The following is a 24,760-nucleotide window of genomic DNA, read 5'->3' as shown; positions in this document are numbered from 1 at the left end:
CTTTCCTGTGGCAGACGCCACCGTTTGCACATCTCAGACATGCCACCGTCCGCGCCGACGACGCGAACGAGATCGTGTGGGACGCCTGATCACCCCGACCGGTTGGCGACGGGCCCGCACATGGCCATCACCCACCGCAGATGCCCAGTTACCGATACATCTGGGGACTCACCGAACAGAAGGGAACTACGGGGTGAAGAAACTCGTCGTCATGGGGGCCTTAACGATCACCGGGGCCATGGGGGGCGGACTGCTGGTCGCCGGTCCCGCGGAGGCCGCGAGCGCGGTGCAGATCCACCGCGTCTACTACGACTCGCCGGGCAGCGACAACCGCTCCAACGCGTCACTGAACGGCGAATGGGTGCAGCTCTACAACACCTCGGGGACGTCCCGGCAGCTCAAGGGCTACAAGCTGCGGGACAAGACCGGCTACACCTACACCTTCGGGTCCTTCAAGCTCGGCGGCAAGAAGTCGGTGTACGTCCACACGGGCAAGGGCACCAACAACGCGACGCACCGGTACTGGGGCAGGTCCGCGTACGTGTGGAACAACACTGGCGACACGGCCTACCTCCGCTACCCGAACGGGTCCGCGGCGGACTCCTGCTCATGGGGCAGCGCGGGGTCGTCCAAGTACTGTTAGCCGCCTCAGGTCTCTGCGTGAACGAAGCGGGCTCGGACCATGTCCGGGCCCGCTTCGCCTGGGACCGGCCGATAGCGTCTGTTGCGTGGGTGAGGAACTCCGGCCGATCGATCTGGCGCGGGCGGCGGGGGTGTCGGCCCAGCGGATCCGGGACTATGCGGACGCGGGGATCATGCCGCCGGTGCCGCGCGCCGCGTCCGGGCATCGCAGGTTCGGGGCTGTCCACCGGGAGGCGGTGCTCACCTACCGGACGCTCGCGCGGGGCGGCTGCGGGTCCGCGCGTCCACGCTGCGAGTGTGGGAGTCCGCGGGGTTGCTGCACCCGCCCCGCGACGCTGCCGGGCACCGGGTGTTCGGACCGGCCGAGATGCGGGACATCAAGATCGTCCAGTTGTTGCGGCAGTGTGGCCTTCCGCTGCCACAGATCGGTCCCGTCCTCGACGACCTGCGGCGGACGGGCGGCCCGGGGCCGCTGCGGGACGCCGTCGCGCGGCGCCGGGCGGAGCTGACACGGCGGGCCGAGGCGATGCTCGAAGGCGCCGCCGCGCTGCACCGCTATCTCACGGAGCGAGCCACCGCTCGGTAGCGGCGGCGTCCGGGAGCCAGGAGTACCAGCCGTCCAGGCCGTCACCGCGCGTGGCGGAGATCGGCAGGACGCGGGCGCCCGGCGACAGGCGGAGCACGGCGGCGCGGCAGGCGTCCATGTCGAAGTCCACGTACGGCAACAGGTCGATCTTGTTGAGCAGCACCACGTCCGCGCCGCGGAACATGTGCGGGTACTTCAGCGGCTTGTCGGCGCCCTCGGTGACCGACATCAGCACCACGCGGGCGCGCTCGCCGAGGTCGAACAGGGCGGGGCAGACGAGGTTGCCGACGTTCTCGATGAACACCGTCGAGCCGTCCGGCGGGTCGAGCTCCGGCAGCGCGCGGGCGACCATCGCGGCGTCCAGGTGGCAGCCCGCGCCCGTGTTGACCTGGACGGTGCGGGCGCCGGCGGCGGTGAGGCGGTGGGCGTCCAGCAGGGTCTCCTGGTCGCCCTCGATCACCGAGACCGGGACGGCCGGGTCCAGGTCGGCGACGGTGCGCTCCAGCAGGGTCGTCTTGCCGGAGCCGGGCGAGCTCATCACGTTGATCGCGACGATGCCGTGCCGGTCCAGCCAGGCACGGTTGCGGGCGGCGAGGTCGTCGTTGCGGGCCAGGACGTTCTGCTCCAGGGTGACGACGTGGTGGTGGGAGTGCCCGAGGGTCGTCAGCCGGACGCCCTCGCCCGCGTCGCAGCCGCAGGTGTCACACATGTCCGGCCTCCACCGCCGTGATCTTCAGCCCGTCGCCGCCGGTGATCGACACATCGGCGCTGCCGCACGGGCACAGCGCCAGCGGGTCGCGGGCCGCGAACGCGGTGCCGCAGGCTCGGCAGTGTCCGGTGCCCTCGGGCTCGGTGATCTCCAGCCGGGCACCGGCCACACAGGTGCCCTCGCCCGCCAGTTCGAAGCAGAAGCGGACGGCGTCCGGCAGGACACCAGAGAGCCGACCGATCTCCAGATAGACCACAGAAACCTTCATTTCCGACATTTGCTGTGAAATTGCGTCGATCACGCTCTCGGTGATGGCCAGTTCGTGCACGCCGCGTCCTGTCCGTTCGTGGTAGCGCTCGCTTGCTGCCCGATATCTCGCCAGGTCAAACGCCATCATGCGACGGTGCACGTCGTTTCTCGATGCAGTGTTTCGCGGGTTTTCCCCAGGGCAGGGGGAGATCATCCCCCCGGAGAAGGAACGTTGGCCTTTGTCCGGCGGGAGGGAAGCGATGGTGAGCGTCGCGGAGACGACGCAGGGCGTGGACGAGGTCCACATCCTGTGGACGTCCGAAGGGATGAGCTGTGACGGCGACACGATCTCGGTGACCGCGGCGTCACTGCCGAGTATCGAGGACGTGGTGCTCGGTGCCGTGCCGGGCCTGCCGAAGGTCCATCTGCACAACAAGGTCCTCGCCTACGAGACCGGCGACGACTTCATGAAGGTCTTCCACGAGGCGGCGCGGGGCGAGCTCGACAAGCCGTTCATCCTCGTCGTCGAGGGCTCCATCCCCAACGAGAACATCAACGGGGACGGCTACTGGACGTCCATGGGCAACGATCCCGAGACCGGCGAGCCGATCACGCTGAACGAGTGGCTCGACCGGCTGGCGCACCGGGCCTGGGCGGTGGTGGCGATCGGGACCTGCGCGGCGTACGGCGGCATCCACGCCATGGCGGGCAACCCGACCGGCAGCATGGGCCTCGCCGACTACCTCGGCTGGGACTTCCGCTCCGCGGGCGGCCTGCCGATCGTGAACGTGCCGGGTTGTCCGGTCCAGCCCGACAACTTCATGGAAACGCTGCTATGGGTGCTGCACCAGGCCGCGGGGCTGGCACCGGTGATCCCGCTGGACGACCAGCTCCGTCCGACGTGGCTGTTCGGCAAGACCGTCCACGAGGGGTGCGACCGGGCCGCCTACTACGAGCAGGCCGACTTCGCACGCGACTACAACTCGCCGAAGTGCCAGGTGAAGGTGGGCTGCTGGGGGCCCGTCGTGAACTGCAACGTCACCAAGCGCGGCTGGATGGACGGCGTGGGCGGCTGCCCCAACGTCGGCGGCATCTGCATCGGCTGCACGATGCCGGGCTTCCCCGACAAGTTCATGCCGTTCATGGACGAGCCGCCCGGCGCGAGCCTGTCCTCCACGATGTTGCGGTCGTACGGGCCGTTCATCCGCACGATGCGGTCCATCACGAACAAGGGCGCCAACAAGGAACCGAAGTGGCGCCACAACGAACTCGTGCTGACGAGCGGCTACCAGCCGCGCTGGCCGCACGACGACTGACGTCCGCGAGAACGGACACCACGCCGCACATCACTGTGCATCAACGCAGACCAACGCAGATCAAGGCAGATCAAGGCAGATCAAAGCAGACAGGAGCGACATGGCCGGCGAGAGGGGCGACCTGGTCGAGGTCGCGTTCGATCCGATCACCCGCATAGTCGGGAACCTCGGGATTTACACCAAGATCGACTTCGCCAACCGCGAGGTGGCGGAGTGCCAGAGCACCTCGTCGATCTTCCGCGGCTACAGCGTGTTCATGAAGGGCAAGGACCCGCGGGACGCGCACTTCATCACCAGCCGGATCTGCGGCATCTGCGGGGACAACCACGCGACGTGCTCGGTCTACGCGCAGAACATGGCGTACGGGATCAAGCCGCCACCGCTCGCCGAATGGATCATCAACCTCGGCGAGGCCGCCGAGTTCATGTTCGACCACACGCTCTTCCAGGACAACCTCGTCTTCGTCGACTTCTGCGAGCGCATGGTCGGCGAGACGAACCCGAGCCTGCTGGCGCGCGCCAAGAACACCGAGGCGCCGCGCGGGTCGGTGCACGGCTTCCGGACGATCGCCGACCTGATGGCGGCGTTCAACCCGTTCGAGGGCGAGATCTACAAGGAGGCGCTCGTCCTCAGCCGGATCACCCGGGAAATGATCTGCCTGATGGAGGGGCGGCACGTCCACCCGTCCACGCTGTACCCGGGCGGGGTGGGGACGGTCGCGACGCCGCAGGTGTTCACCGACTACCTCGTCCGGCTCATGCGGTGCCTGGACTTCATCAAGCGCGCCGTCGCGATGAACGACGACATCTTCGACTTCTTCCTGGAGGCGCTGCCCGGCTACGACCAGGTCGGACGGCGCCGGACGCTGCTCGGCTGCTGGGGCGCCTTCCAGAATCCGGCCGTCTGCGACTACGACTACCGGCACATGACCGAGTGGGGGCGCGCCGCCTACGTCACGCCCGGCATCGTCGTGGACGGGCGGCTGGTCACGACCGACCTGGTCGACATCAACCTCGGCATGCGGATCCTGCTCGGCAGCTCCTACTACGAGGACTGGGAGGGCGAGGAGACCTTCGTCACCCACGATCCGCTCGGCAACGTCGTCGACAAGCGCCACCCGTGGAACCAGACGACGCTGCCGCGCCCGCAGAAACGGGACCTGGACGGCGGCAAGTACAGCTGGGTCGTCAGCCCGCGCTGGCTGGACAAGACGACCGGCGATCACCTGGCCCTGGACACCGGCGGCGGGCCGCTCGCGCGGCTGTGGGCGACGGCGCTGGCCGGGACGGTCGACACGCCCTACGTCCGGTCCACGGGCCACAGCGTGCAGATCGACCTGCCGAAGACGCCGGGGATGCCCGAGGTCAACCTGGAGTGGAAGCCGCCCCAGTACGCCAACACGATCGAACGGGACCGGGCTCGCGCGTACTTCATCGCCTACGCGGCCGGGATGGCGCTGCACTTCGCCGAGCAGGCGCTGGCCGAGGTCAGGAGCGGGAACACCAAGGTCTTCACCGACTTCGACGTGCCGGACGAGGCCATCGGCGCAGGATTCCACGAGGCGGTGCGCGGCGTCCTGTCCCACCATCTGGTGATCCGCGACAAGAAGATCGTGAACTACCAGCCGTACCCGCCGACGCCGTGGAACGCCAGCCCGCGTGACTCCCTCGGCACGCCCGGCCCCTACGAGGACGCCGTCGCCGGGCAGCCGATCTTCGAGGAGAACGGGCCCGAGGACTTCAAGGGCATCGACATCATGCGCACCGTCCGCAGTTTCGACCCGTGCCTGCCCTGCGGTGTCCACATGTACGTGGGGGAGGGCCGCACGATCCAACGGACCCATTCCCCCATGCTCGGGGAGCAGCGTCCCGGGGAGCAGCGGTGAGCTGGGACGACGACCGCGTCCGCGACCACGTCCAGCAGCTGGAGAAGATGCTCGGACGGCTGGACGCGCAGGCGGGGCGGACCGTCCAGGCCCTCGTCGAGCTGTACGGCGAGGCCCTGGAGCGGGTGCAGCGGATCGCGGCGAACGCGGGCGCGGACGCCGCCCTGACCGGCGACGAACTGCTCAACCACCTGCTGCTGGTGCACGGACTGCACCCGGACCCGCCGGAGGTGCGGGTCGGCCACGCGCTCGGCGCGATGGAGGCGTTCCTCGCCAAGCACCGCACGACAGTCGAGGTCGCCGGGATCGACGGCGCCGCGGTCCAGCTCGTGATCGCTGCGGAAGGCCGCACGCCCGCCGCCGGGTCCGTCACGGACGCGGTGGTGCGGGCGGTGCGGGCGGCGGCGCCGGAGGTGGAGCGGGTCGAGGTCCAGGCGCCCCCGCCGGAGCCGGTGCTGATCCCGCTGGCGCAGCTGCGGAGCCGCGTATGACGTCCGAACCGCTGTCGGGGCTGCTCACCCCGCGTTTCGCGGCACTGGCGGGCCGGCCCGCCCAGGCGCCCGGCGAGGTGGAGGCCGGCGAGGCGGCCGCAGGCGAACCGGTGACCGGCGAACCGGTGACCGGCGAACCGGCGACCGGCCGGATGAAGGCGGCCGAGTGGTGCGAGCTGTGCGCGGAACCGCTGCCGCCCGTCCACCGGCATCTGCTCGACGTCGAGAAGACGGAACTGCTGTGCGCGTGCCGGGCCTGCTCCCTGCTGTTCGACGACGCGCTGTTCGAGGACGCTTCCGGCGGTGGGGCGGCGCGCGGGCGGCACTACCGGCTCATCCCCGATACGCGGCGCAGGCTCACCGGCTTCCGGCTGGACGGGACCCTGTGGGCAGGTCTTGGCATACCGGTCGACCTGGCGTTCTTCACCCGGGACCGGGCGGGCGCCGTGACCGCGCGCTACCCGAGTCCCGCCGGGGCGCTGCACGCGACGGTCCACCCGGAGAGCTGGCGGCGGCTCGCGGACGCCAATCCCGTCCTCGCGGACCTGCGCCCGGAGGTGGAGGCGCTGGTCGTCCACCGGGCGCGGGACGCCGCCGAGAACTGGGTGCTGCCGCTCGACGACTGCTACCGGCTCACCGCGCTGCTGCGCGAGCACTGGACGGGGTTCGGCGGCGGCGACGCCGTCTGGGCCCGTATCGGAGGGTTCTTCGAGGAGATGGAGGGCGCACCATGATCAAGACTGGCAAGCCCGACGTGTCACCCGACCGGCCGTCGCACACGCGCGGCGTCCACGAGGGCAACAGTGTGGGCAACTACGAGAAGCAGGCGGGCCATCTGCCCGACGGGACCTCGACCGGGCGCCGGTCCACCGGGATCAACGCGGCCGACCGGGACCCGATCCTGCCCGGCATGCCGAACCTGTCCCCGCCATGAGCGCGACGCCCGATCTGGCGCTGGACCTGCTCGGCATCGAACCCGAGCGGTTCGCGGCGACGCCGACGCTGAACCTGCGGGTCGGGCTGCGGCGCGCGGACGGCGGTCCCGTCCAGTGCGTCCTGCTGACGACGGTGGTGAGCATCGCGGCGGCGCGGCGCGGTTACGAGGAGGAGGACCAGGACCGGCTCGCCGGGGTCTTCGGCGCGCCCGAGCTGTGGGACCGGTCGCTGCACGGGCTGACCTGGGCCCGCATCACCGCGACCGTCCCGGCGTTCCGGGGCTCGACGGAGCTGACGCTCGGGCTCCCGTGCGGCCACGACATGCAGGTGGCGGCCGACCAGTACCTGAACGCGCTGCGCGACGGCGAGGTGCCGATCGACCTGTCGTTCAGCGGGACGGTCTTCTACCCCGACGACGCCGGGGCGCTGCGGACCGGGCAGATCTCCTGGCAGTACGAGGCGACGGGAGAACTGCCGATCAGCCTGTGGCGCGACCTGATGGACCGGTACTACGGGTCGGCGCGCTGGCTGCGCCTCGACGAGGACCGCTTCGACAGGCTCGCCGCCTACCGGGCGCGGCGGGCGCACCCGTCCTTCGACGAGGCCGTGGACGAGCTGCTGCGGGTGGCCGAGCCGCCGGGCGGGCTGTCGGCCGTGGTGGTGCAGGGGAAGGAGCGGCGCGGGTGGACTCGGTGAGGACGATCGCGGACACGGTCCTGTACGAGGGCTACCTGCTGTGGCCCTACCGGCGATCTTCGCTGAAGAACCAGCGGCGGTGGACGATCGGCGGTGTCTACCCGCGCGCCTACGCCGAGCGGGTGGGCGACCGGTGGACGGTGCGCGCCGAGGTTCTGCTGGAGACAGGACCGGACACCGACGTCGAGGTCACGCTGCGTTTCCTGCATGCCGTGCGGCGGCAGGCGATGAACGGGGACGCGCCGGTGGACGAGGTCACCGTGGGCGGCGAGACCTTCACGACCTGGCAGGAGGCACGCGAGCGGGAGATCACGAGCGGTCGCCTGCGGGTGGCGCGGCTGCTGCGCTCGCCCGTGCGCGTCCCGGTCGCGGTGGCCGCGGGCGCGCAGGAGGAGATGATCGGCCCGGCCGGCCTGTCGGACGCCTGGTTCCTCCGGATGTGGGGACGCATGGACGGGATCATGGAGGTGTCCGCGACCGAGGCCGCGCCCGGCGTCGTGCGGCTGCGTGCGGACGTCGTCAACACCGGCATCGTCGACACCGGCATCGTCGACACCGGCACCGCCGGGAACCGCGACGAGGCAGCGCACCGCGACGAGGCAGCGCACCGCGACGAGGCAGCGCACCGCGACGAGGCAGTGGACGCTGCGATGCTGTGCGCCCACCTCGTCGCCTCGTCCACCGGGGGCGCGTTCGTGTCGTCCACCGACCCGCCCGGACGGCTGGCCGCGGCGGCGGCGTCCTGCCGCAGCGAGGGACTGTGGCCCGTGCTGGTGGGCGAGAGGGGAAGCCACGGTACGGTGCTCGCCGCGCCGATCATCCTCTACGACTGGCCGCAGATCGCCCCGGAGAGCCCCGGTGACCTGTTCGACGGCACCGAGATCGACCAGCTGCTGATCGCGAGCGTGCTCACCCTGACCGAGGACGAGCGGCGGGAGATGGCGTCCACCGATCCGCGTGCGAAGGAGATCCTCGACCGCTGCACCGCGCTCACCCCCGACCAACTGCTCGCGCTGCACGGCACGCTGCGCGACCCGCGAACGGACGTCTGGTGACCGGGGACGCGCCCGCGACCGGAGACGGACGGGCGATCGTGGGCGGCCGCTCGATGGCGGCGGGCAGCCGCGTCCGGCTCCGCCCGCGCGGCGGTGCCGACATCTTCGACCTCGCGCTCGACGGTCGGTCCGCGACCGTCGAGCGGGTCGAGGAGGACATGGAGGGCGGGCTGCACCTCGTCGTCGCGGTCGACGACGATCCGGGCCGCGACCTCGGGCCCCGCAACCAGCTCGGGCACCGGTTCTTCGTCCGGCCGGACGAGGTGGAGCCGCTGCCCGAGGACGCCCCGGCGCGCCGGGTGCTCGTCGCGGGCATCGGGAACGTGTTCCACGGCGACGACGGTTTCGGCGTGGAGGTCGCACGGCGGCTGCTGGAGCGCCCGGTGCCGCCGGGCGTGGACATCATCGACTTCGGCATCCGCGGCATCGACCTGATGTTCGCGCTCCAGGACGGCTACAGCACGGCCGTGCTCGTCGACGCGGCGGAGCGCGGGCACGCGCCGGGCACCGTGTCGCTCGTCGAACCCGGCCCGGGCGGCCTCGACGGCGTGGCCGTGGACGGGCACGGGCTGGACCCGGCGCGGGTCCTGCGGCTCGCGGCCGACAGCGGGCGGGTGCCGCCGAAGGTGCTGCTCGTGGCGTGCGAGCCGGCCGGCCCGGTTACGGAGGACACATGGGACATGGAGCTCAGCGCACCGGTCGCCGCGGCGGTGGACGATGCCGTCGCGATGGTCGAGGAACTGCTGGTCGAGGAACTCGAGAACGAGGAGGTGGACACATGAGGAAGGGCAACCGTGCCGGTCCCGGCGCTGTCCGGGTCATGACCGCGCTGCTGCTGGTCGTGGCGGTCGTCGTGCTGGTCAAGGAACTGCCGGCGGTGCGCCGGTACATCAAGGCCGAGAGCATGTGAGCAGATGACGCTGACCAACGACAGGGCCGGGCCCGCCGAGCTGTTCGGGCGCCGGGCGGGCCCCGGCGAGGCGCTCGCCGGGGACGCCGCCGCCATCGCCGCCGCCTGCCATGCCATGGCGGCGCGGTTCCGCCGCGGCGGCCGGCTGTTCACCTTCGGCAACGGCGGCGCCGCCACCGACGCCCAGCACGTGGCGGTCGAGTTCGTCCACCCGGTGATCGTGGGCAAGCGGGCGCTGCCCGCGCTGTCGCTCACTGGGGACGTCGCCACCCTCACCGGGGTCGGCACGTCCGCCGGGTTCGCCGAGGTGTTCGCGCACCAGCTGCGCTGCTTCGGCGGCCCCGACGACATCGCCCTCGGCATCACGCCGGACGGGCGCTGTGGCAACGTCCTGCGCGGACTCGGCGGCGCCAGGTCGCTCGGCATGCTCACCGTCGCGCTCGCGGGCGGTGACGGTGGGGCCCTCGGCCGCGGCGAGGCGGTCGATCACCTGGTGGTCGTCCCGTCCGACGACCCGCGCGTGGTCAAGGAGGTGCACGTCACGGCCTACCACCTGCTGTGGGAGCTGGTGCACGTGTTCCTGGAACATCCGGACGGCGCCGCACCGGCACGCGATGCGCAGGTGCGGCCGTGACCGAATGTGCCGGTGGTCACTGCGTGACCTGCGCGGACGAGGCGGTCGCCGTCCGTGTCGTCCGCCTCGTGGACGGCGGGCTCGCCGATGTCGACGCCGGGGACGGGCGGGTCGAGCGGGTCAGCGTCGCGCTGGTGGACGCGGCGGTGGGGGACACCGTCCTCGTCCATGCCAAGGAGGCGATCGGGGTCATGACATGACCGACATGAAGCAGCTCTACCCCTTTCTGGACACCGGAGGCTCCGGCGGTTCTGAAGGCGGCCGCGGGGGCGGTCTTGGCGGCGGCTCTGAGGATGCGGCTCTCGATGGGGTGCTGGCGGAGGTCCGCCGCTCGACCGCCGAGAAGGCCCGCGAGATCGTCCGGCTGCGCGGGCTCGTCCTCGACCGCTGCGGTGCCGACCTGACCGCCTGCGCCGTCCGGATGGCGGAGGCGTTCCGTGCCGGCGGCCGGCTGTTCACCTTCGGCAACGGCGGCAGCTCGACGGACGCGCAGGACGTCGCCGCGCTGTTCGTCAACCCGGGTCCACACGCCCGGCCGCTGCCCGCGCTGGCGCTCACGACCGATGCCGCCGTTCTCACCGCGCTGTCCAACGACATCGGGTTCGAGGTGGTGTTCGCCCGGCAGCTGGCCGCGTTCGGGCGCCGCGGCGACATCGCGCTCGCGCTGTCCACCAGCGGCGATTCCGACAACCTGATGGCCGCCCTCAGGGAGGCCGGGCGGCGCGGCATGGTGACGGTCGGCCTCGCCGGGGACAGCGGCGGCCAGATGGCCGAAACGCCCGGCCTGGACCATCTGTTCGTCGTCCCGTCCACCTCGGTGCACCGCATCCAGGAGGCGCAGACGACGATCTACCACGCGCTGTGGGAACTCACTCAGGAGGCCCTCTGATGTGCCTGGCGATTCCCGGGGAGATCGTGGAGGTCATGGCGGACCGCCCGCTGGCGACGGCCGACATCGGCGGGGTCCGCCGCGCGGTCGACACCGGGCTGCTGGACGGAGCGCCGCTCGCGGCCGGCGACTGGGTCCTGATCCACGTCGGCTTCGCCCTCTCCCGCATCGACGAGGACGAGGCGCGCGCCACGCTGGCGCTCCTGGAGAGCCTCGGCCCCGCCTACGACGACGAGATCGACGCACTCCGCGAATCGAGGATCGGCTGATGCGCCACGTCGACGAGTACCGGGACGCCGCGAAGGCGCGGTCCCTCGCGGCATCCATCGCCGCCCTGTGCGAGCCCGGTCGCCACTACAAGTTCATGGAGGTGTGCGGCGGCCACACCCACACCATCTACAAGCACGGCATCGAGGACTATCTGCCGGAGAACATCTCGCTCGTGCACGGGCCCGGCTGCCCGGTGTGCGTGATCCCGATGGGACGGGTGGACGACGCGATCGACATCGCGTCCCGGCCCGAGGTGATCATGACGACGTTCGGGGACATGATGCGGGTGCCCGGCGGGCGGGGCTCCTTCCTGGACGCCAAGGCCGCCGGCGCCGACATCCGGATGGTCTACTCGCCGCTGGACGCGCTGAAGATCGCCGAGCGGAACCCGTCGCGCCGCGTGGTGTTCATGGGCATCGGGTTCGAGACGACCGCGCCGTCCACCGCGATGACCGTCCTGCGCGCGGCGTCCGCCGGGGTGGAGAACTTCTCGGTCTTCTGCAACCACGTGACGATCCTTCCGGCGATCAAGGCCATCCTCGACTCGCCCGACCTGCGGCTGGACGGCTTCATCGGCCCCGGCCACGTCTCGACCGTCATCGGCTGCCGCCCGTACGGGTTCATCACCCGCGACTACGGGAAACCTCTGGTCGTCGCCGGTTTCGAGCCGCTGGACATCCTCCAGTCGATCCACATGCTGCTGACCCAGCTCGCCGAGGGCCGCTGCGAGGTCGAGAACCAGTACGGGCGCGTCGTGCCCTGGGACGGCAACGCCAAGGCGCTCCAGGCCATCAACCAGACCATGGAGCCGCGCCCCTATTTCGAATGGCGCGGCCTCGGCTTCATCTCTCATTCCGCGCTCCGCATGAAGGACGCCGCCTTCGACGCCGAGCGGCTCTTCGACATCCCCGGAAGCCGCGTCGCCGACCCGCGGTCCTGCCAGTGCGGCGAGGTGCTCAAGGGCGTCCTGAAGCCCTGGGAGTGCAAGGTCTTCGGGACCGCCTGCACGCCCGAGACGCCGATCGGGACGTGCATGGTCTCGTCCGAGGGCGCCTGCGCCGCCTACTACAACTTCGGCCGCTTCACCCGTGCCCGCGTCAAGGAGGCGACCCGGTGAAAGTCCGCGAAGAACAGGTCCTCGACCGCATCGACCGGGCCCGCGCGGCCCGGCCCCGCCTGCGCGAGGACCACATCACCCTGGCCCACGGCGCCGGCGGCAAGGCGACCCGCACGCTGGTGGAGGCGGTCTTCCGGGAGGCGTTCGGCAACCCCCTCCTCGACCGTATGGACGACTCGGCGCTGTTGAGCGTGAACGGCACCGGCCTGGCCTTCACCACCGACTCCTACGTCGTGTCCCCGCTCTTCTTCCCCGGCGGCGACATCGGAGACCTGGCCGTCAACGGCACCGTCAACGACCTCGCCGTCGCCGGCGCGACACCGCTCCACCTGTCCGCCGGCTTCATCCTCGAAGAGGGCTTCCCCGTCCGTGACCTGCGCCGGATCACCGCGTCCATGCGGCGCGCCGCCGAGGCGGCGGGCGTCACCATCGTCACGGGCGACACCAAGGTCGTCGAGCGCGGCAAGGCCGACGGCTGTTACATCAGCACCTCCGGTGTCGGGCTGCTCGGCTCCGCGCCGTCCGGCGAGGTGCTCGCGGGCGACGCCGTCCTGGTCACCGGCCCGATCGGCGAGCACGGTGTCACCGTCCTGCTGGCTCGCGGCGACCTCGACATCGAGGCGGAGGTCGGTTCCGACACCGCGCCGCTGAACGGGCTGATCGCCCACCTTCGCGACGTCTGCCCCGGCGCCGTCCACCGGATGCGCGACGCCACCCGGGGCGGTGTCGCCACCGTGCTCAACGAGCTGGCCGCCGACGCCGGTATGGCCGTGGTCGTCGACGAGGACGCCGTCCCGGTGAGTTCCGCCGTTCGGGGCGCCTGCGAGCTGCTCGGCCTGGACCCCCTCTATGTCGCCTGCGAGGGCCGCGCGGTGATCGTGGTGTCCCGCGATGCGGAGGAGGCCGCCCTGGCCGCGCTCCGCGCCCACCCCGACGGCGCGGACGCCGCCGTCATCGGTCACGTCAAGCAGGATCCGCCGGGCCTCGTCCTGCTGCGGACGTCCTTCGGCGGCACCCGTGTCGTGGACCTCCTGGTTGGCGACCCCCTTCCCCGCATCTGCTGAGTGCGTGCCCGGCGGGTGGAGCGTCCTGTGCGGCGCTTGGAACGCTTCCGGCGGCCGAATTGACAGGTGGCCCGCGAGTGGTGTGTCCGGTTGTCCGAAACTCGCATGGAACGTGCCCGGACGGGAGCGGCGGTTCGCGAGCCCGGATGGGGAAGCATGCAGGTCGCGTGTCGTCGTATGCCCTCCGGGAGCCGAGTGGATCATGGGGCTCCGCGTGACCTCGGCGGCCGGACCGGCCGTGACCTGCCCTTAACGGAAATAGTTACCCGCAGGTAACAATCTTCCGTTTTACCGGACGGCTGACTTAATTTACGAAACAGTGACATCCTTGTGTCCGATCGTTCACATATGAATCTGGAGACACGCCACCATTGAGCCGGTATCTTGCGGTGTGCTCGTCTCCGACGGCAATCGCGATTGATTTTGAAGATCCTCTGACAGAGGAGGAATGCGGTGAACGGGTCGGAAATAATTTCCCGTGACGAGCTACAAACGTGGCTTCTTGACAGGATCGCCTTCTACCTCGACAGGCCCGCCGAAAACATCGATCCAGGGGTCGAGCTCGCGCGCTATGGCGTGGATTCGGTCTATGCGATCAGCATCATCAGCGACATCGAGGACCACCTGCAGGTCGAGGTGGACGTGGCCGAGGCACGGCGCCGGGAGACGGTCGCCGCGCTCACCGACTACCTGCTCGATCTCGTCGCGTGATGGGCGGCCGGCCGGAGGCCGGCGGCGCCGGGCGCCCGATGGTGGTGCTCGGTGACAGCGTGGCCGAGGGATGGCATGATCCTGACCCCACCGGCGGCTGGATCGGCTGGGCCGGGCGGCTCGCACGCCACCTGGACTTCCCCCGCGACCGGCTCCGCAACCTCGCCGAACCCGGTGCGACGATCGAGCATGTGGTCCGCGGCCAGCTTCCGCAGGCCCGTGATCTGCACCCGCGGCTGGTGATGCTCGGCTGCGGAATGAACGACGCGCTCAACGGTTTCGAGGTGGCCGACGTCGCCGTGCGGCTGGCGGAGGTGTTCGGCTGGGCCCGGGAGACGGGCGCGGTCGCCATCGCCATTCCGGTGCCGCGCCCGCCATTTCTGGAGAGATCCCCCATGTCGCAGTTCCGGCGAAAACGGGTCGTGCAGCGCATCGCCGACTTCAACGCCGAGCTGGACCGCGTCTCCCGCGCGTCCGGAATGACGTTCCCGACCCGGGAATCGGTGTCCAAGGTGAGTGATCCGTCGATGTGGAGCGCCGACGGAATCCACCTGAACGTCGCGGGACACTCTTATGTCGCCGAGGTGGTCGCGCACATCGCCAGAGATCTGCTCAAGGAGCCGACCGTCTGATCCTCGGGGCCGCCCGAGGACTGGGGATAAAGATGAAAAGACCATTCGACCGCGTCCGGCAGCCGGTGGTGCTGGCGGCGCTCGCGCCGGTCCTGATCGTCCAGGCGTGGCTGACCATGCGCCGCACGCCGCGCCTCGACCCGGCGGCGGGGGACGAGCAGGGCGTCGCCGGCGGCGCGGAACCGGCGTTCCGGCTCGTCGTGATCGGCGAGTCCACGGCCGTCGGCGTGGGGGCCTCGCTCCACGCGCAGGCACTTCCCGGCTTCCTCGCCGAAGCGCTGCGGGAGCGTCTCCACCGGGCCGTGGCCTGGTCGGTCGCCGGTGAGAACGGGGCGACCGTCCGCAAGGTCATCGCCGACCTCATCCCCCCGCCCGCCGCACCACCGGCGCGCGACGGGGTCTCCGGGCCCGAGGAGACCGAGGAGAGCGGCAACAGCGGCGCCGAGGGCAGGACGGACCTCGTGGTCGTCGCCATCGGCATCAACGACCTGGTCCGGGGACGCCCGCTGAAGAAGTGGACCGACGACATGACCGCGCTCATCACCGCGCTGCACGACCGGTACGGGCACGCGACGGTCCTGGTGGCGGGCATGCCCCCGGTGCACCGGTTCCCCGCCATCCCGCGACCGCTGCGCTTGGTCCTCGGGACGCGGGCGCGGACCATGGACCGGCTCACCCGCGCGGCCACGCGGGCCGCCGGTGCCGTCCACGTGCCGATGGACGAGGCGATGGCGCGCGACCGCAGGCTGTTCGCCTCCGACGGCTTCCATCCGTCGCCGGCCGGCTACCGCGCCTGGGCCGAGGACCTCGCCCGGGCCGTCCCGGTTCGGACGGCGTCCTGAACACGGTGTCCGCGGGAAGCGCGGCGTCCGAGCAGAGGCGTCCCAGCAAAAGTGTGCGAGCAGAGATGCGCGAGCAGAGATGTCCGAGTGAAAGGCAAGGGGAGCAACGCAGGTGACGATTCCCGGAACGTTCCGACACGCGGTGGAGTCCAAGGACCTCGCCGCGATCACCCGGACCCTGGATCCGGACATCGAGTTCCACAGCCCGGTGATGGTGAAGCCCTACCACGGCCGTGACGCCGTCGCCGCGCTGCTACAGGTCCTCCTTGAGGTGTTCGAGGACTTCCGCTACACCGACGACCTCGTGAGCCGCGAAGGCGGCCCACCCGCCCAGGCGCTGGTCTTCAGCGCGCGCGTCATGGGCAAGTCCCTCCAGGGACTCGACCTGGTCAGGTTCGGCGAGGAGGGACTCGTCGCCGGTCTGACAGTCATGGTCCGCCCGCTGCCCGCGGCGATGACGCTCGCCCGCGCGGTGGGACGGCGGATGGAGGAACCGGGCCCGCCCCCCTGACCGGGGCGACCCCGCCGGCCAGGTCGCCGTCCCGCCCCGGCCACCTCTCCCGGCCCGGCCGGCTGTCCGACATCAACGTCCAGCCACAGGGAGTCGAAGGAAGATGGACAGAAAGGTCCCCGCACGCGCAGTACTGTCCCCGGCCCACCGGATCGCCGCCGATCTGGACGCCTTTCTCGGCGACCCGATGAACGACGAGGCCGGGCCCTTCTCGTACAAGGCCATCGTCGAGGCCGAGGAACGCGACGAGATCCCGCCCGGCGCGGTCGACGCCGTCCGGGCCTGGGGGTTTCCCGCCTACCTGGTGCCGAGCGGCCTCGGCGGGCGCCTGACCACGCTGGAGGAACTGTTCTTCGTCACCCGCGGCATCTCGCGGCGCAGCGTCACGGTCGCCGTGATGTACGGGTCCGGGTTGCTGGCGGTGAACCCCGTCTGGTTGTGGGGCAACGCCGCGCAGCGCAAGACCGTCGCGGACGGGGTGCTGCGCGGTGACTTCGCCTGCTTCGGCGTCTCGGAGGCCGACCACGGCAGCGACGTGATGGCCTCGGAGTCGCGCGCCGAACAGGAGGGCGACGGGCTGGTCCTCAACGGGACGAAGTGGCCGGTCGGCAACGCGACCAAGGGCCGGTTCGTCACCACCTACGCCAGGACCGGGACGCGCGACTTCTCCCTCCTCCTGGTGGACAAGCGCGAGCTGGCCCCGGAGTGCTGGTCCGTACTGCCGCCGGTGCGGACGGTGGGACTGCGCGGCCACGACCTCAGCGGCGTCGCGTTCACCAACGCCCGCCTGCCGGCGAGCTGCGTCATCGGCCGGAAGGGCTCCGGGCTGGTCCAGACGCTCAAGACCCTCCAGATCACGCGGACGGCCATCGCCGCCCTGTCCGTCGGGACGATGGACGCGGTCGTGCGGATCGGGATCGAGTACGCGCGCCGGCGCACCCTCTACGGCTCCGGCATCTACAACATCCCGGTCATCCGCGACCATCTCGTCAAGGCGCACCTCGACCTGCTGATCGCCGAGTGCGTCGCGATACCCGTCGCACGGTGCCTGACGACCGCGCCCGGCCGGCTGAGCCTGTGGTCGTCGATCGTGAAGTACTTCGTCCCGGTCCTCGGGGAGGAGGTGGTCGCCAGCATCGCGACGGTCCTCGCCGCCCGCGGCTACCTGCGCGAAGGCGTCGCCCACGGGGTGTTCCAGAAGTTGCAGCGCGACCACGCCATCGCCAGCATCTTCGAGGGCACCACGCACGTCAACCTCGCCAACGTCGCGGGCCAGCTCCCCTTCCTCGTCTCCCCGCCGGAGGAGACCGGGGACGAGGACGAACTGCTCGCCGAGCTGTTCTCCTGGACGCGCACGCCCCGCGCGTGGGACCCCGACGGCCGCCTGCTCCAGCTCACCAACGAGGGACGCGACGAGGTCGGACAGCGGTTCGAGGCCATCGCCGACGAGGTCCTCACCGCGGCCAACACGCATGCGGCCCCCGGTGTCGCGGCCGAGCTGAAGGACCTACTGGCCGGCATCGGCGGCATGCGGACCACGCTCGACGAGGCCATCCGCGCCTCCGCCGGCGACACCACCTCGGTGGCCGCCCTTGGCCGCGCCCGCCGCTATTGCGAACTGCATGCAATGGTCTCCTGCATGCTAACTTGGATTCACAATAGGCAGGAGTTCGGCGGGCCCTTCGCGGGCGGGGAGTGGCTCGTCCTCTGCTTGCAGCGGCTCCTGCAGCGCGTCCAGCCCGACACCGTCCTTTCCGAGGAGTTTCTGCCCACTCTGGAGGACGCCATGTTCCTCGGTTTCGACGAGCGCCGCTGGTTCTCGCTCCTGTCCATGGCCGAGAACGGCCGACCGCTCCTGCGCAAGGCGGAGTGACCGGCGATGCGGCCCCCCACCAATTCCGCGTCGAATAACAGGTCCTTATCGGGTTCTCCCGACGACTTCGTATCGGTCGCGCGCCGGAACATCCTTCAGTACGGAGACGAGCGCAACTTCACCTTCGTCCGGGAGCAGAGAGCCGGCACCGTCCCCGACCCCGCCGCGGGCGCGGTGGCCGGGCCCGTGTGGGGGCGCGGCTACCGGGAGGAGACGCTGGGATTCGCCGAATTGGACCGGCGTGCCCGCGGGTTGGCCCGCGTCCTGGAGGCGCGGGGATTGCGGGACCGCGCCGTCCTGCTGTTATATCCGGAGGGGCTGGAGTTCCTGACCGGGTTCTTCGGCTGCCTGTACGCGCGCGCCATCGCCGTCCCGTCCCCGCTCCCGGCGCTGGACGCCGAGCGGTTCGGGCGCACCCGGCGGATCATCGACGACGCCGACATCACGTGGATCCTCACCGACACCGCCCACAAGGCCGCGCTGGAGGAATGGCTGGCCGAGGACGGGCTGGCCGGACGGGTCCGCTGCCTGGACACCGAGACGGAGACCGACGCCGATCCGGACGGCTGGTCCGCGCCGGAGATGGGCCCCGACACCCTCGCGTTCTTGCAGTACACCTCCGGCTCCACCGGCGAGCCGAAGGGAGTGATGGTCTCCCACGGGAACCTGCTCCGCAACGGCGAGGAGATCAAGCGCCGGATCGGGGGGTCGTCCGAGACGGTCGGGGTCGGCTGGGTCCCGCACTATCACGACATGGGGCTCGTCGGTCAGTTCCTGGAGCCGCTCTACCTCGGCTGCCGGTACGTCTTCAGCTCGCCGATCACGTTTATCAAACGGCCGGTCCTCTGGCTGGAGATGATCACGCGGCATCGGGCCACGATCACCCTCTCGCCGAACTTCGGATACGAGCTGGCGTTGCGCCGCGTCAAGGACGAGCAACTCGCCGGGCTCGACCTGTCGTCCCTGCGCACCGTCAAGAACGGCGCCGAGCCCGTCCGCGCCGCGACCCTGGAGAAGTGGACCGAACGGTTCGCGCCGGTCGGGTTCCGGCACGAGATGTGGATGCCGTGCTACGGCATGGCCGAGACGACGCTCCTCATCACCGCCGCCCCGCTCGGGGCCGGCCCGGTGATCCGCGACTTCGACGCCGAGGCCCTGACACAGGACAAGGCCGTCCTCGCCCCGGGCGGCGCCGCTCGCAGGCTCGTGAGCTGCGGCCGGCCGGTGACCCTGGACGTGCGGGTCGTCGATCCCGAGAGCGGCGTCCTGGTCGAGGACGAGGGCGTCGGAGAGATCTGGGTGCGCGGGGGCAGCGTCGCCGGCGGGTACTGGAAGAAGGCGGAGGAGACGCGGGAGACCTTCGGGGCCTTCACCGCTGACGGGGACGGGCCGTTTCTGCGGACGGGGGACCTCGGTTTCACCTGCGGCGGCGAGCTGTACATCGCCGGGCGGATCAAAGACTTGATCATCGTCAACGGCCGGAATATCCACGCGCAGGACATCGAGGAGGCCGCTCGCGCCGTGCACCCGGCGGCGGGCCCCGCCGCCGCTTTCACCATTGACGACGGGACGGAGCACGTCGTCCTCGTCCAGGAGATCAGCACGCGGCTGGCCAGGGGAACGGCCCTGGACGAACTGGCGATGCTCATTAAGGGACGGGTCGCGCGGATATTCGAGCTGCCCGCATTGAGTGTCGTTCTGTGCGGACGGGGATCGGTTCGGCGGACGACCAGCGGGAAGACCCAGCGCCGCCATACCCGCCAGGACTTTCTGGACGGGCGGCTCACCGAGTTGGCGGGCAACATCGAGCGCGAGGTCGCCGCACTCCGCCCTGATCAGGAGCTTGCGCGGGACCAGGAGCCGGATTCGGCGCCGGGGTAATGCCCGAAATCCTGTCCGAAAAAGGGTTCAGAATCCGATCATAGTCAAAAGCATGACTATTCAGCTCTTTGTCTGCTAACGTCATCCGCAACCCTGAGTCAAGGCAGGGAGAACAGCCGATGGCACTTCGTCACGCGGTGCTGGCGGCGCTGCTGGACGGTGAGTACAGCGGCTACCAGCTCGCCAAGATCTTTGATTTGTCGGTCTCCAACTTCTGGCATGCCGTACCGCAGCAGCTCTATTCGGAGCTGTCGAGGTTGGAGACCGAAGGCCTGATCAGCGGACGGCAGATCATCCAGCATGACCGCCCGAACAAACGCGTGTACACCGTCACGCAGGCCGGTGTCGACGAACTGGAACGTTTCGCCGCCACCCCGGCCAAGCCCGGGATCATCCGCGAGAACCTGCTCGTCATGGTGCAGGCCGTGGACCACATCTCCGCGGACGCGGTGATCGCGCAGCTGGAGGAGCGCGCCCTGGCGTCCGCCGCGAAGATCGAGCTGTTCGAACACACCCTGAGACACCTGCGCGGCGACCTCGACGAGGAGGCGTTCCTGCAGAGTGCCGCACCGATCGGCCCGTACCTGACCTGCCTGCGGGGCCGGCGGTTCGAGCAGGAGAACCACGAGTGGTTCACGAGCACCGCCCGGCTGCTACGCGCCAGGGCCGGCGCCACCGCCGAGGGGGGTGAGCCGGCATGACCGCCGTCCGTGGGCCGTCCGGCCGCCTCCCCTCGCACACCGCTCCGACGCTCGCCCGAACGGCGGCGGCAGCGGCACCTACCCCCATGTGGCCCCCCGCCGGGCCACCACGCCTTAGTCAAGGAGGCGTTCCGTATGTCGGGCGAACACCACACCATCGAGTTGCCTAACGAGGCCCAAGCCGAAGCGCCGGAACACGCCGGCACCACCACGGCGGTCGCCCCGCCCGCTGCGGTGGCCCGAACCCCCATCCTGCTGGGCGAGCTGAACCTGCCCGCGACACTCGAGTCGGTCCCCCGGGCCCGGAACTTCAGCCGGGCCGTCACCACCGCCTCCGGTATCGGGCACGTCCGCGACGACGCGGAGGTCCTGGTCTCGGAGATCGTCACCAACGCCGTCCAGCACGCCACGATCCCGGGTGCGCCGTTGCGCCTGCGCCTGCTGCGCGCCGGGTCGCGGTTGCGCGTCGAGGTCCATGACACGAGCCCCGCGGTCCCGCGGGCCCGGCAGATCGACCTGATGGAGGAGACGGGACGGGGCTGGTTCCTCGTCGCGGTCATCGCCGAACGGCACGGCACCGACCACACCCCATCCGGAAAGTCCGTCTGGTGTGAGATGCGCGCCTGGCCGCGTGACGAGCGGCCCTCGCACTGAGCATCGCCGCGCAGCGTCCCGCCGGTCACGCGGGCGGTGGGAGGCCACGCGCGTAACACCGGCATGCCCGCGGTTACCTGCCGGTGCGCCGTCCCGGAACGGCGCGCTGACCGGCGGCGATGGGATGTGCGATGTCCGTGGACTGGTACCGGTCGGACGGTGAACGCGTCACCTCGGACGAGGCGCAACGGCTGCTGCTGGACGTGCGGGGACGCCTGCTCGCGCAGGATGTCGTCCGCGTCGGCGGGGTCGTCGTGGTCATCTCGACCTGGTTCACCGTGACCGACCTGGGATTCGCGGCGAATGGGAGACCTTTGCTATGGCAGACGATCGTGTCCGATCTGGCGATGCACGCCGATATCGGGCGCTACACGACACGGGAGAAGGCGGCCCGCGGGCACGCGGAGGCCGTCGAAATGATCACCGAGCGGCTCCGCGACCTCGTCGCCCGCGCCGCGCTGGACGGGACGCGGCCGTCGGCCGTGTTCCATCCCGAGCCGGGAGCGTGACCTGATGGCCACCGACAGGTCGACGTCCGGTAGCCGGCGCAGGCGCCCGATCCGGCTGCGCATCACGGCCCTGCTGCTCGTACCGCTGATCTCGCTGATCACCCTGTGGGCGTTCGCGGCGAACATCACGCTCGGTGCGGCGCACGACAAGTACGACTTCTCCACCACCTACGAGAAGATGGGGCTGCCGGGGATCTATCTGGTCGGGCAGCTCCAGCAGGAACGTTCGCTCAGCATCGTCGCGCTGAGCACCCGCACCCCGCAGGACCGGCAGAAGCTCGGCGCGCAGCGGGCGCGGGTCAGCGCCGTCCAGGCGAAGTTCCGCCAGTCGGCGCTGTCCAAGGACGCGATGGACGCGGCGAAGCAGGAGACCAAGCAGCGGCTCGACGAGGCGGTCACCTCACTCGACCGCCTCCCGGGGCTGCGCGCGAAGGTCGACTCCGGGCGCGCCTCCACGCTGGAGGTCATCGACTCCTACAGCACCGTCCTCGACGACGTCATCCGCGTCTTCACCGGCCTGGTGACGGTCAACGACCTGGCCATCTTCGAGCAGGGGCGCGCGCTCATCGCGATCGGTAACGCGCGCGCGTACATGCTCCGCGAGGACGCGCTGGTCACGGCCGCGCTGGCGAAGAACGGCCGGCTGACCCCCGCCGAGCACACCGCGTTCGTCCAGTGGGCCGCCAACGGTCAGCAGGAGTTCGACTCCGGGCTCGCCGACCTCGGCGAGGACATCCGCAAACCGCTGCAACAACTCGCCGCGTCCGACGGTTTCCAGCGGTACCGGGCGGCCGAGGCGGCGATCGTGAACGCGCGCGGCGACCGGCTGCCCGCCGAGGCCGGCGACTGGGCCGCGACCACCACACTGTTGTCGCAGGCGTGGGAGCAGAAGGTCACCCAGGCGAGTCTGGCGCTGAACGAGCTGGCCAAGCCCATCGGTGAGCGGATCGTGCTGCGGCTCGTCCTCGCCGGCGGTTTCGGGCTGCTCGCGGTGGTCGCGTCCATCGTGCTGTCGCTGCTGGCCGCCCGCAGCCTGTCGCGTGAGCTGCGCGACCTCCAGCGGGCCGCCCTCGACCTCGCCGAGGACCGGCTGCCCGCCGTGGTCGCCCGGCTGCGCCGGGGCGAGGAGGTGGACGTCGACGCGGAGGCGCCGCCGCTCGTCATCGGCAAGAGCCGGGAGGTCGCCCGCGTCGGTGACGCGTTCACCCAGGTGCAGTACACCGCGATCGACACCGCCGTCCGCGAGTCCTACCTGCGGCAGGGCATCAGCCGGGTGTTCCTGAACGTCGCCTGGCGCAGCCAGTCGCTGCTGCACCGCCAGCTCCGCATGCTGGACGAGATGGAGCGGAGTGCGTCCGACCCGAAGGCGCTGGAGGACCTGTTCCGGCTCGACCACCTCACCACCCGCATGCGCCGGCACGCCGAGGGCCTGGTCATCCTGTCCGGGACGTCCCCGGGCCGGGGCTGGAGCAAGCCGGTGCACGTCGAGGACGTGCTGCGCGCCGCCGTCTCGGAGGTGGAGGACTACACCCGGGTGGAGATCGTCGTGGTCTCCGGCCAGGCCGCCGTGATCGGCGAGACGGTCGCCGACGTGATCCACCTGCTCGCCGAGCTGATCGAGAACGCCACGGTGTTCTCGCCGTCGCCGACCGAGGTGCTGGTCCGCGGCGAGATGGGCGCGAACGGCTTCGCGGTCGACATCATCGACCGCGGGATCGGGCTCGACCAGGCCGAGTTGGACGCGCTGAACCTGCGGTTGTCGCGGCCCCCCGAGTTCGACCTCGCCGTCACCGACCGCCTCGGTCTGTTCGTCGTCGCGCGGCTCGCGGGCAGGCACGGCATCAAGGTCGCGCTACAGCCGTCCCTGTACGGCGGGGTCAGCGCGGTGGTGCTGATCCCCGCCCCGCTGATCGTGGACGTGGACCAGCCCGAGGACGAACTCGCCGCCGCGCCGCCCGCGGCCAGGCCGGCCGCGCCGGGGCCGTGGGATGTTCCCGTCGCGCGCCCGGTGCCGACGGAACCGTTCCGCGTGGACCACGTCCCGGGGAACGGCTCGAACGGGGCGTACCCGACGTCCACGGCGATGCTCAACGCGCCGGTGGCCTACGACGCGCCGCCGGTGCCGCCCCCAGTGCCCCCGGTGCCGTCCCCGCCGCCCGCGCCTGCGAACGGGACGGGTGCCTTCACCGCGGCGCCCGAAACCCCGATGCCCGAGGCCGTGATGCCGGAGACCCCGACGCCCGAAACCCCGGTGTACCAGACTCCGATGTCCGAAACGCCGGTGTCCGGAACCCCGATTCCAGATCCGCCGGGATCGTTCGGCGCGCCGCCGGGGGACGGGCGAGCCCCGCTGCCCCGCCGCGTCCGGCGAGCCAGCCTCGCCCCGCAACTGCGCGACGCCGGGCCGCCCGCGCCGCCGCAGGAGAGCGACGCGCTCTCGGTGTGGGAGGAGCGTTCGGCGGAGGCGTCCCGTGACCTGTTCGCCTCGCTACAGGCGGGATGGCTTCGCGGGCGTGAGAACGAAGGGCCGGCAGACGGTATGGAGGGAAGATCATGACGTATCAGGGTGTCGCCGCCGAACTGGGCTGGCTGCTGGACGACCTCGTGGACCGGGTCCCGCAGGTCCGCAAGGTCGTCGTGCTGTCGCGCGACGGCCTGGTCATGGGCGCCTCGCGCGGCGTCGGGCGCGAGGACGCCGAGTACCTCGCCGCGCTGGCCGCCGGTTTCCACAGCCTCGCCATCGGGGCCCGGCCACAACTGGACTCCGGCGAGGTCCGGCAGACCCTCATCGAGATGGACGGGGGCCTGTTCTTCGTCGTCCCGGCCGGGGCCAACAGCTGCCTGGCGCTGCTCAGCGATGTCGGCGCCAACGCGGGCCTCGTCGCCTACGAGATGACGATGCTGGTCAAGCGGGTCGGCAAACAGCTGTCCACCGGCCTGAGACAGACCAGACCGGGACCTGGATCCGGGTGACCTCCCATGGACCCCAGCGTCCCT

At 70.8% G+C, this 24,760-nt stretch carries 30 protein-coding genes and 1 pseudogene; 29 read left to right on the top strand and 2 right to left on the bottom strand.

The window, feature by feature from the left end:
* The first annotated feature begins 193 nt into the window (after positions 1-193).
* From AMA02S_RS12105 to AMA02S_RS12100, 3 genes and pseudogenes are all read left to right on the top strand, one after another.
* Positions 194-643, top strand: coding sequence for a lamin tail domain-containing protein (locus AMA02S_RS12105; RefSeq protein ID WP_245667468.1), 450 nt, complete (start codon positions 194-196; stop codon positions 641-643).
* Between the two features lie 85 nt (positions 644-728).
* Positions 729-842, top strand: a pseudogene (locus AMA02S_RS44975) (MerR family transcriptional regulator); the annotation flags it as partial.
* 95 nt (positions 843-937) lie between these two features.
* Positions 938-1,228, top strand: a complete 291-nt coding sequence (locus AMA02S_RS12100; protein WP_245667467.1) for a MerR family transcriptional regulator — start codon at positions 938-940, stop codon at positions 1,226-1,228.
* Here the strand turns inward: AMA02S_RS12100 and hypB are convergent.
* Together hypB and AMA02S_RS12090 are read right to left on the bottom strand one after the other, a co-directional pair.
* Positions 1,203-1,937 (bottom strand): hydrogenase nickel incorporation protein HypB, encoded by a 735-nt coding sequence (gene hypB / locus AMA02S_RS12095; protein ID WP_067456190.1) that lies wholly within the window; start codon positions 1,935-1,937, stop codon positions 1,203-1,205. The two genes, AMA02S_RS12100 and hypB, sit on opposite strands and share 26 nt — an antisense overlap.
* The gene (locus tag AMA02S_RS12090; protein WP_245667466.1) at positions 1,930-2,331 is read right to left on the bottom strand and encodes a hydrogenase maturation nickel metallochaperone HypA/HybF; all 402 of its coding nucleotides are present in this window, start codon (positions 2,329-2,331) and stop codon (positions 1,930-1,932) included. The genes hypB and AMA02S_RS12090 overlap by 8 nt, the downstream gene beginning before the upstream one ends.
* Before the next feature lie 115 nt (positions 2,332-2,446).
* Between AMA02S_RS12090 and AMA02S_RS12085 the strand changes: the two genes are divergently transcribed.
* The 26 genes from AMA02S_RS12085 to AMA02S_RS11965 all read left to right on the top strand — a co-directional run bounded on the left by AMA02S_RS12085 (position 2,447) and on the right by AMA02S_RS11965 (position 24,736).
* Complete coding sequence (locus AMA02S_RS12085; protein WP_067456184.1) at positions 2,447-3,502, top strand: NADH-quinone oxidoreductase subunit B family protein; 1,056 nt, start codon at positions 2,447-2,449, stop codon at positions 3,500-3,502.
* 100 nt (positions 3,503-3,602) lie between these two features.
* Positions 3,603-5,387 (top strand): nickel-dependent hydrogenase large subunit, encoded by a 1,785-nt coding sequence (locus AMA02S_RS12080; protein ID WP_067456181.1) that lies wholly within the window; start codon positions 3,603-3,605, stop codon positions 5,385-5,387.
* Positions 5,384-5,878 carry a NifU-related iron-sulfur-binding protein gene (locus tag AMA02S_RS12075; RefSeq protein WP_084265010.1) on the top strand — a complete coding sequence of 165 codons (495 nt, stop codon included), beginning with the start codon at positions 5,384-5,386 and terminating at the stop codon, positions 5,876-5,878. The genes AMA02S_RS12080 and AMA02S_RS12075 overlap by 4 nt, the downstream gene beginning before the upstream one ends.
* Positions 5,875-6,612, top strand: coding sequence for a DUF5947 family protein (locus AMA02S_RS12070; RefSeq protein ID WP_084265009.1), 738 nt, complete (start codon positions 5,875-5,877; stop codon positions 6,610-6,612). Before AMA02S_RS12075 ends, AMA02S_RS12070 begins: the two co-directional genes overlap by 4 nt.
* Complete coding sequence (locus AMA02S_RS12065; protein WP_067456179.1) at positions 6,609-6,812, top strand: hypothetical protein; 204 nt, start codon at positions 6,609-6,611, stop codon at positions 6,810-6,812. Before AMA02S_RS12070 ends, AMA02S_RS12065 begins: the two co-directional genes overlap by 4 nt.
* Positions 6,809-7,510 carry a DUF6084 family protein gene (locus tag AMA02S_RS12060; RefSeq protein WP_067456176.1) on the top strand — a complete coding sequence of 234 codons (702 nt, stop codon included), beginning with the start codon at positions 6,809-6,811 and terminating at the stop codon, positions 7,508-7,510. The genes AMA02S_RS12065 and AMA02S_RS12060 overlap by 4 nt, the downstream gene beginning before the upstream one ends.
* Positions 7,498-8,565 (top strand): hypothetical protein, encoded by a 1,068-nt coding sequence (locus AMA02S_RS12055; protein ID WP_067456171.1) that lies wholly within the window; start codon positions 7,498-7,500, stop codon positions 8,563-8,565. The genes AMA02S_RS12060 and AMA02S_RS12055 overlap by 13 nt, the downstream gene beginning before the upstream one ends.
* Positions 8,562-9,347 (top strand): hydrogenase maturation protease, encoded by a 786-nt coding sequence (locus AMA02S_RS12050; protein WP_245667465.1) that lies wholly within the window; start codon positions 8,562-8,564, stop codon positions 9,345-9,347. Before AMA02S_RS12055 ends, AMA02S_RS12050 begins: the two co-directional genes overlap by 4 nt.
* On the top strand, positions 9,344-9,475 hold the full coding sequence (locus AMA02S_RS44660; protein ID WP_281181866.1) for a DUF6893 family small protein: 132 nt from the start codon (positions 9,344-9,346) through the stop codon (positions 9,473-9,475). The genes AMA02S_RS12050 and AMA02S_RS44660 overlap by 4 nt, the downstream gene beginning before the upstream one ends.
* A gap of 4 nt (positions 9,476-9,479) precedes the next feature.
* Positions 9,480-10,109 (top strand): D-sedoheptulose-7-phosphate isomerase, encoded by a 630-nt coding sequence (locus tag AMA02S_RS12045; RefSeq protein ID WP_067456168.1) that lies wholly within the window; start codon positions 9,480-9,482, stop codon positions 10,107-10,109.
* On the top strand, positions 10,106-10,309 hold the full coding sequence (locus AMA02S_RS12040) for a HypC/HybG/HupF family hydrogenase formation chaperone (RefSeq protein ID WP_067456165.1): 204 nt from the start codon (positions 10,106-10,108) through the stop codon (positions 10,307-10,309). The genes AMA02S_RS12045 and AMA02S_RS12040 overlap by 4 nt, the downstream gene beginning before the upstream one ends.
* Positions 10,306-10,998, top strand: coding sequence for a D-sedoheptulose-7-phosphate isomerase (locus AMA02S_RS12035; RefSeq protein ID WP_067456162.1), 693 nt, complete (start codon positions 10,306-10,308; stop codon positions 10,996-10,998). The genes AMA02S_RS12040 and AMA02S_RS12035 overlap by 4 nt, the downstream gene beginning before the upstream one ends.
* Positions 10,998-11,267 (top strand): HypC/HybG/HupF family hydrogenase formation chaperone, encoded by a 270-nt coding sequence (locus AMA02S_RS12030; RefSeq protein WP_067456159.1) that lies wholly within the window; start codon positions 10,998-11,000, stop codon positions 11,265-11,267. The genes AMA02S_RS12035 and AMA02S_RS12030 overlap by 1 nt, the downstream gene beginning before the upstream one ends.
* A complete protein-coding gene (gene hypD, locus AMA02S_RS44070; RefSeq protein ID WP_067456156.1) occupies positions 11,267-12,385 on the top strand; it encodes a hydrogenase formation protein HypD in 1,119 nt (372 codons plus the stop codon). The genes AMA02S_RS12030 and hypD overlap by 1 nt, the downstream gene beginning before the upstream one ends.
* Positions 12,382-13,449 (top strand): hydrogenase expression/formation protein HypE, encoded by a 1,068-nt coding sequence (gene hypE, locus AMA02S_RS12020; RefSeq protein WP_067456151.1) that lies wholly within the window; start codon positions 12,382-12,384, stop codon positions 13,447-13,449. Before hypD ends, hypE begins: the two co-directional genes overlap by 4 nt.
* A gap of 453 nt (positions 13,450-13,902) precedes the next feature.
* A complete protein-coding gene (locus AMA02S_RS12015) occupies positions 13,903-14,160 on the top strand; it encodes an acyl carrier protein (RefSeq protein ID WP_067456148.1) in 258 nt (85 codons plus the stop codon).
* Entirely contained in the window at positions 14,160-14,792 is a 633-nt protein-coding gene (locus tag AMA02S_RS12010) for an SGNH/GDSL hydrolase family protein (protein WP_067456145.1), read from the top strand. Before AMA02S_RS12015 ends, AMA02S_RS12010 begins: the two co-directional genes overlap by 1 nt.
* 32 nt (positions 14,793-14,824) lie before the next feature.
* Positions 14,825-15,634 carry an SGNH/GDSL hydrolase family protein gene (locus AMA02S_RS12005; protein ID WP_067456140.1) on the top strand — a complete coding sequence of 270 codons (810 nt, stop codon included), beginning with the start codon at positions 14,825-14,827 and terminating at the stop codon, positions 15,632-15,634.
* Between the two features lie 112 nt (positions 15,635-15,746).
* Positions 15,747-16,145, top strand: a complete 399-nt coding sequence (locus tag AMA02S_RS12000) for a nuclear transport factor 2 family protein (protein WP_218004914.1) — start codon at positions 15,747-15,749, stop codon at positions 16,143-16,145.
* 103 nt (positions 16,146-16,248) lie between these two features.
* Positions 16,249-18,018 carry an acyl-CoA dehydrogenase family protein gene (locus AMA02S_RS11995; protein ID WP_067456137.1) on the top strand — a complete coding sequence of 590 codons (1,770 nt, stop codon included), beginning with the start codon at positions 16,249-16,251 and terminating at the stop codon, positions 18,016-18,018.
* Between the two features lie 6 nt (positions 18,019-18,024).
* Positions 18,025-19,899 carry a fatty acyl-AMP ligase gene (locus AMA02S_RS11990; RefSeq protein WP_067456134.1) on the top strand — a complete coding sequence of 625 codons (1,875 nt, stop codon included), beginning with the start codon at positions 18,025-18,027 and terminating at the stop codon, positions 19,897-19,899.
* A gap of 119 nt (positions 19,900-20,018) precedes the next feature.
* Positions 20,019-20,600, top strand: a complete 582-nt coding sequence (locus AMA02S_RS11985; RefSeq protein WP_067456131.1) for a PadR family transcriptional regulator — start codon at positions 20,019-20,021, stop codon at positions 20,598-20,600.
* Positions 20,601-20,735: 135 nt separating this feature from the next.
* Complete coding sequence (locus AMA02S_RS11980) at positions 20,736-21,254, top strand: ATP-binding protein (protein WP_084265007.1); 519 nt, start codon at positions 20,736-20,738, stop codon at positions 21,252-21,254.
* A 131-nt stretch (positions 21,255-21,385) separates the two neighbouring features.
* The gene (locus AMA02S_RS11975) at positions 21,386-21,763 is read left to right on the top strand and encodes a hypothetical protein (RefSeq protein ID WP_067456128.1); all 378 of its coding nucleotides are present in this window, start codon (positions 21,386-21,388) and stop codon (positions 21,761-21,763) included.
* 4 nt (positions 21,764-21,767) lie between these two features.
* The gene (locus AMA02S_RS11970; protein WP_067456125.1) at positions 21,768-24,320 is read left to right on the top strand and encodes a sensor histidine kinase; all 2,553 of its coding nucleotides are present in this window, start codon (positions 21,768-21,770) and stop codon (positions 24,318-24,320) included.
* Positions 24,317-24,736 carry a roadblock/LC7 domain-containing protein gene (locus AMA02S_RS11965; protein ID WP_067456121.1) on the top strand — a complete coding sequence of 140 codons (420 nt, stop codon included), beginning with the start codon at positions 24,317-24,319 and terminating at the stop codon, positions 24,734-24,736. The genes AMA02S_RS11970 and AMA02S_RS11965 overlap by 4 nt, the downstream gene beginning before the upstream one ends.
* Positions 24,737-24,760: the final 24 nt, after the last annotated feature.

The sequence above is a fragment of the Actinomadura macra NBRC 14102 genome (genome assembly GCF_001552215.1).
Lineage (GTDB): Bacteria > Actinomycetota > Actinomycetes > Streptosporangiales > Streptosporangiaceae > Spirillospora > Spirillospora macra.
Note: the sequence above shows the minus strand (reverse complement) of the source record. Positions and strands in the feature narration are given on the sequence as shown.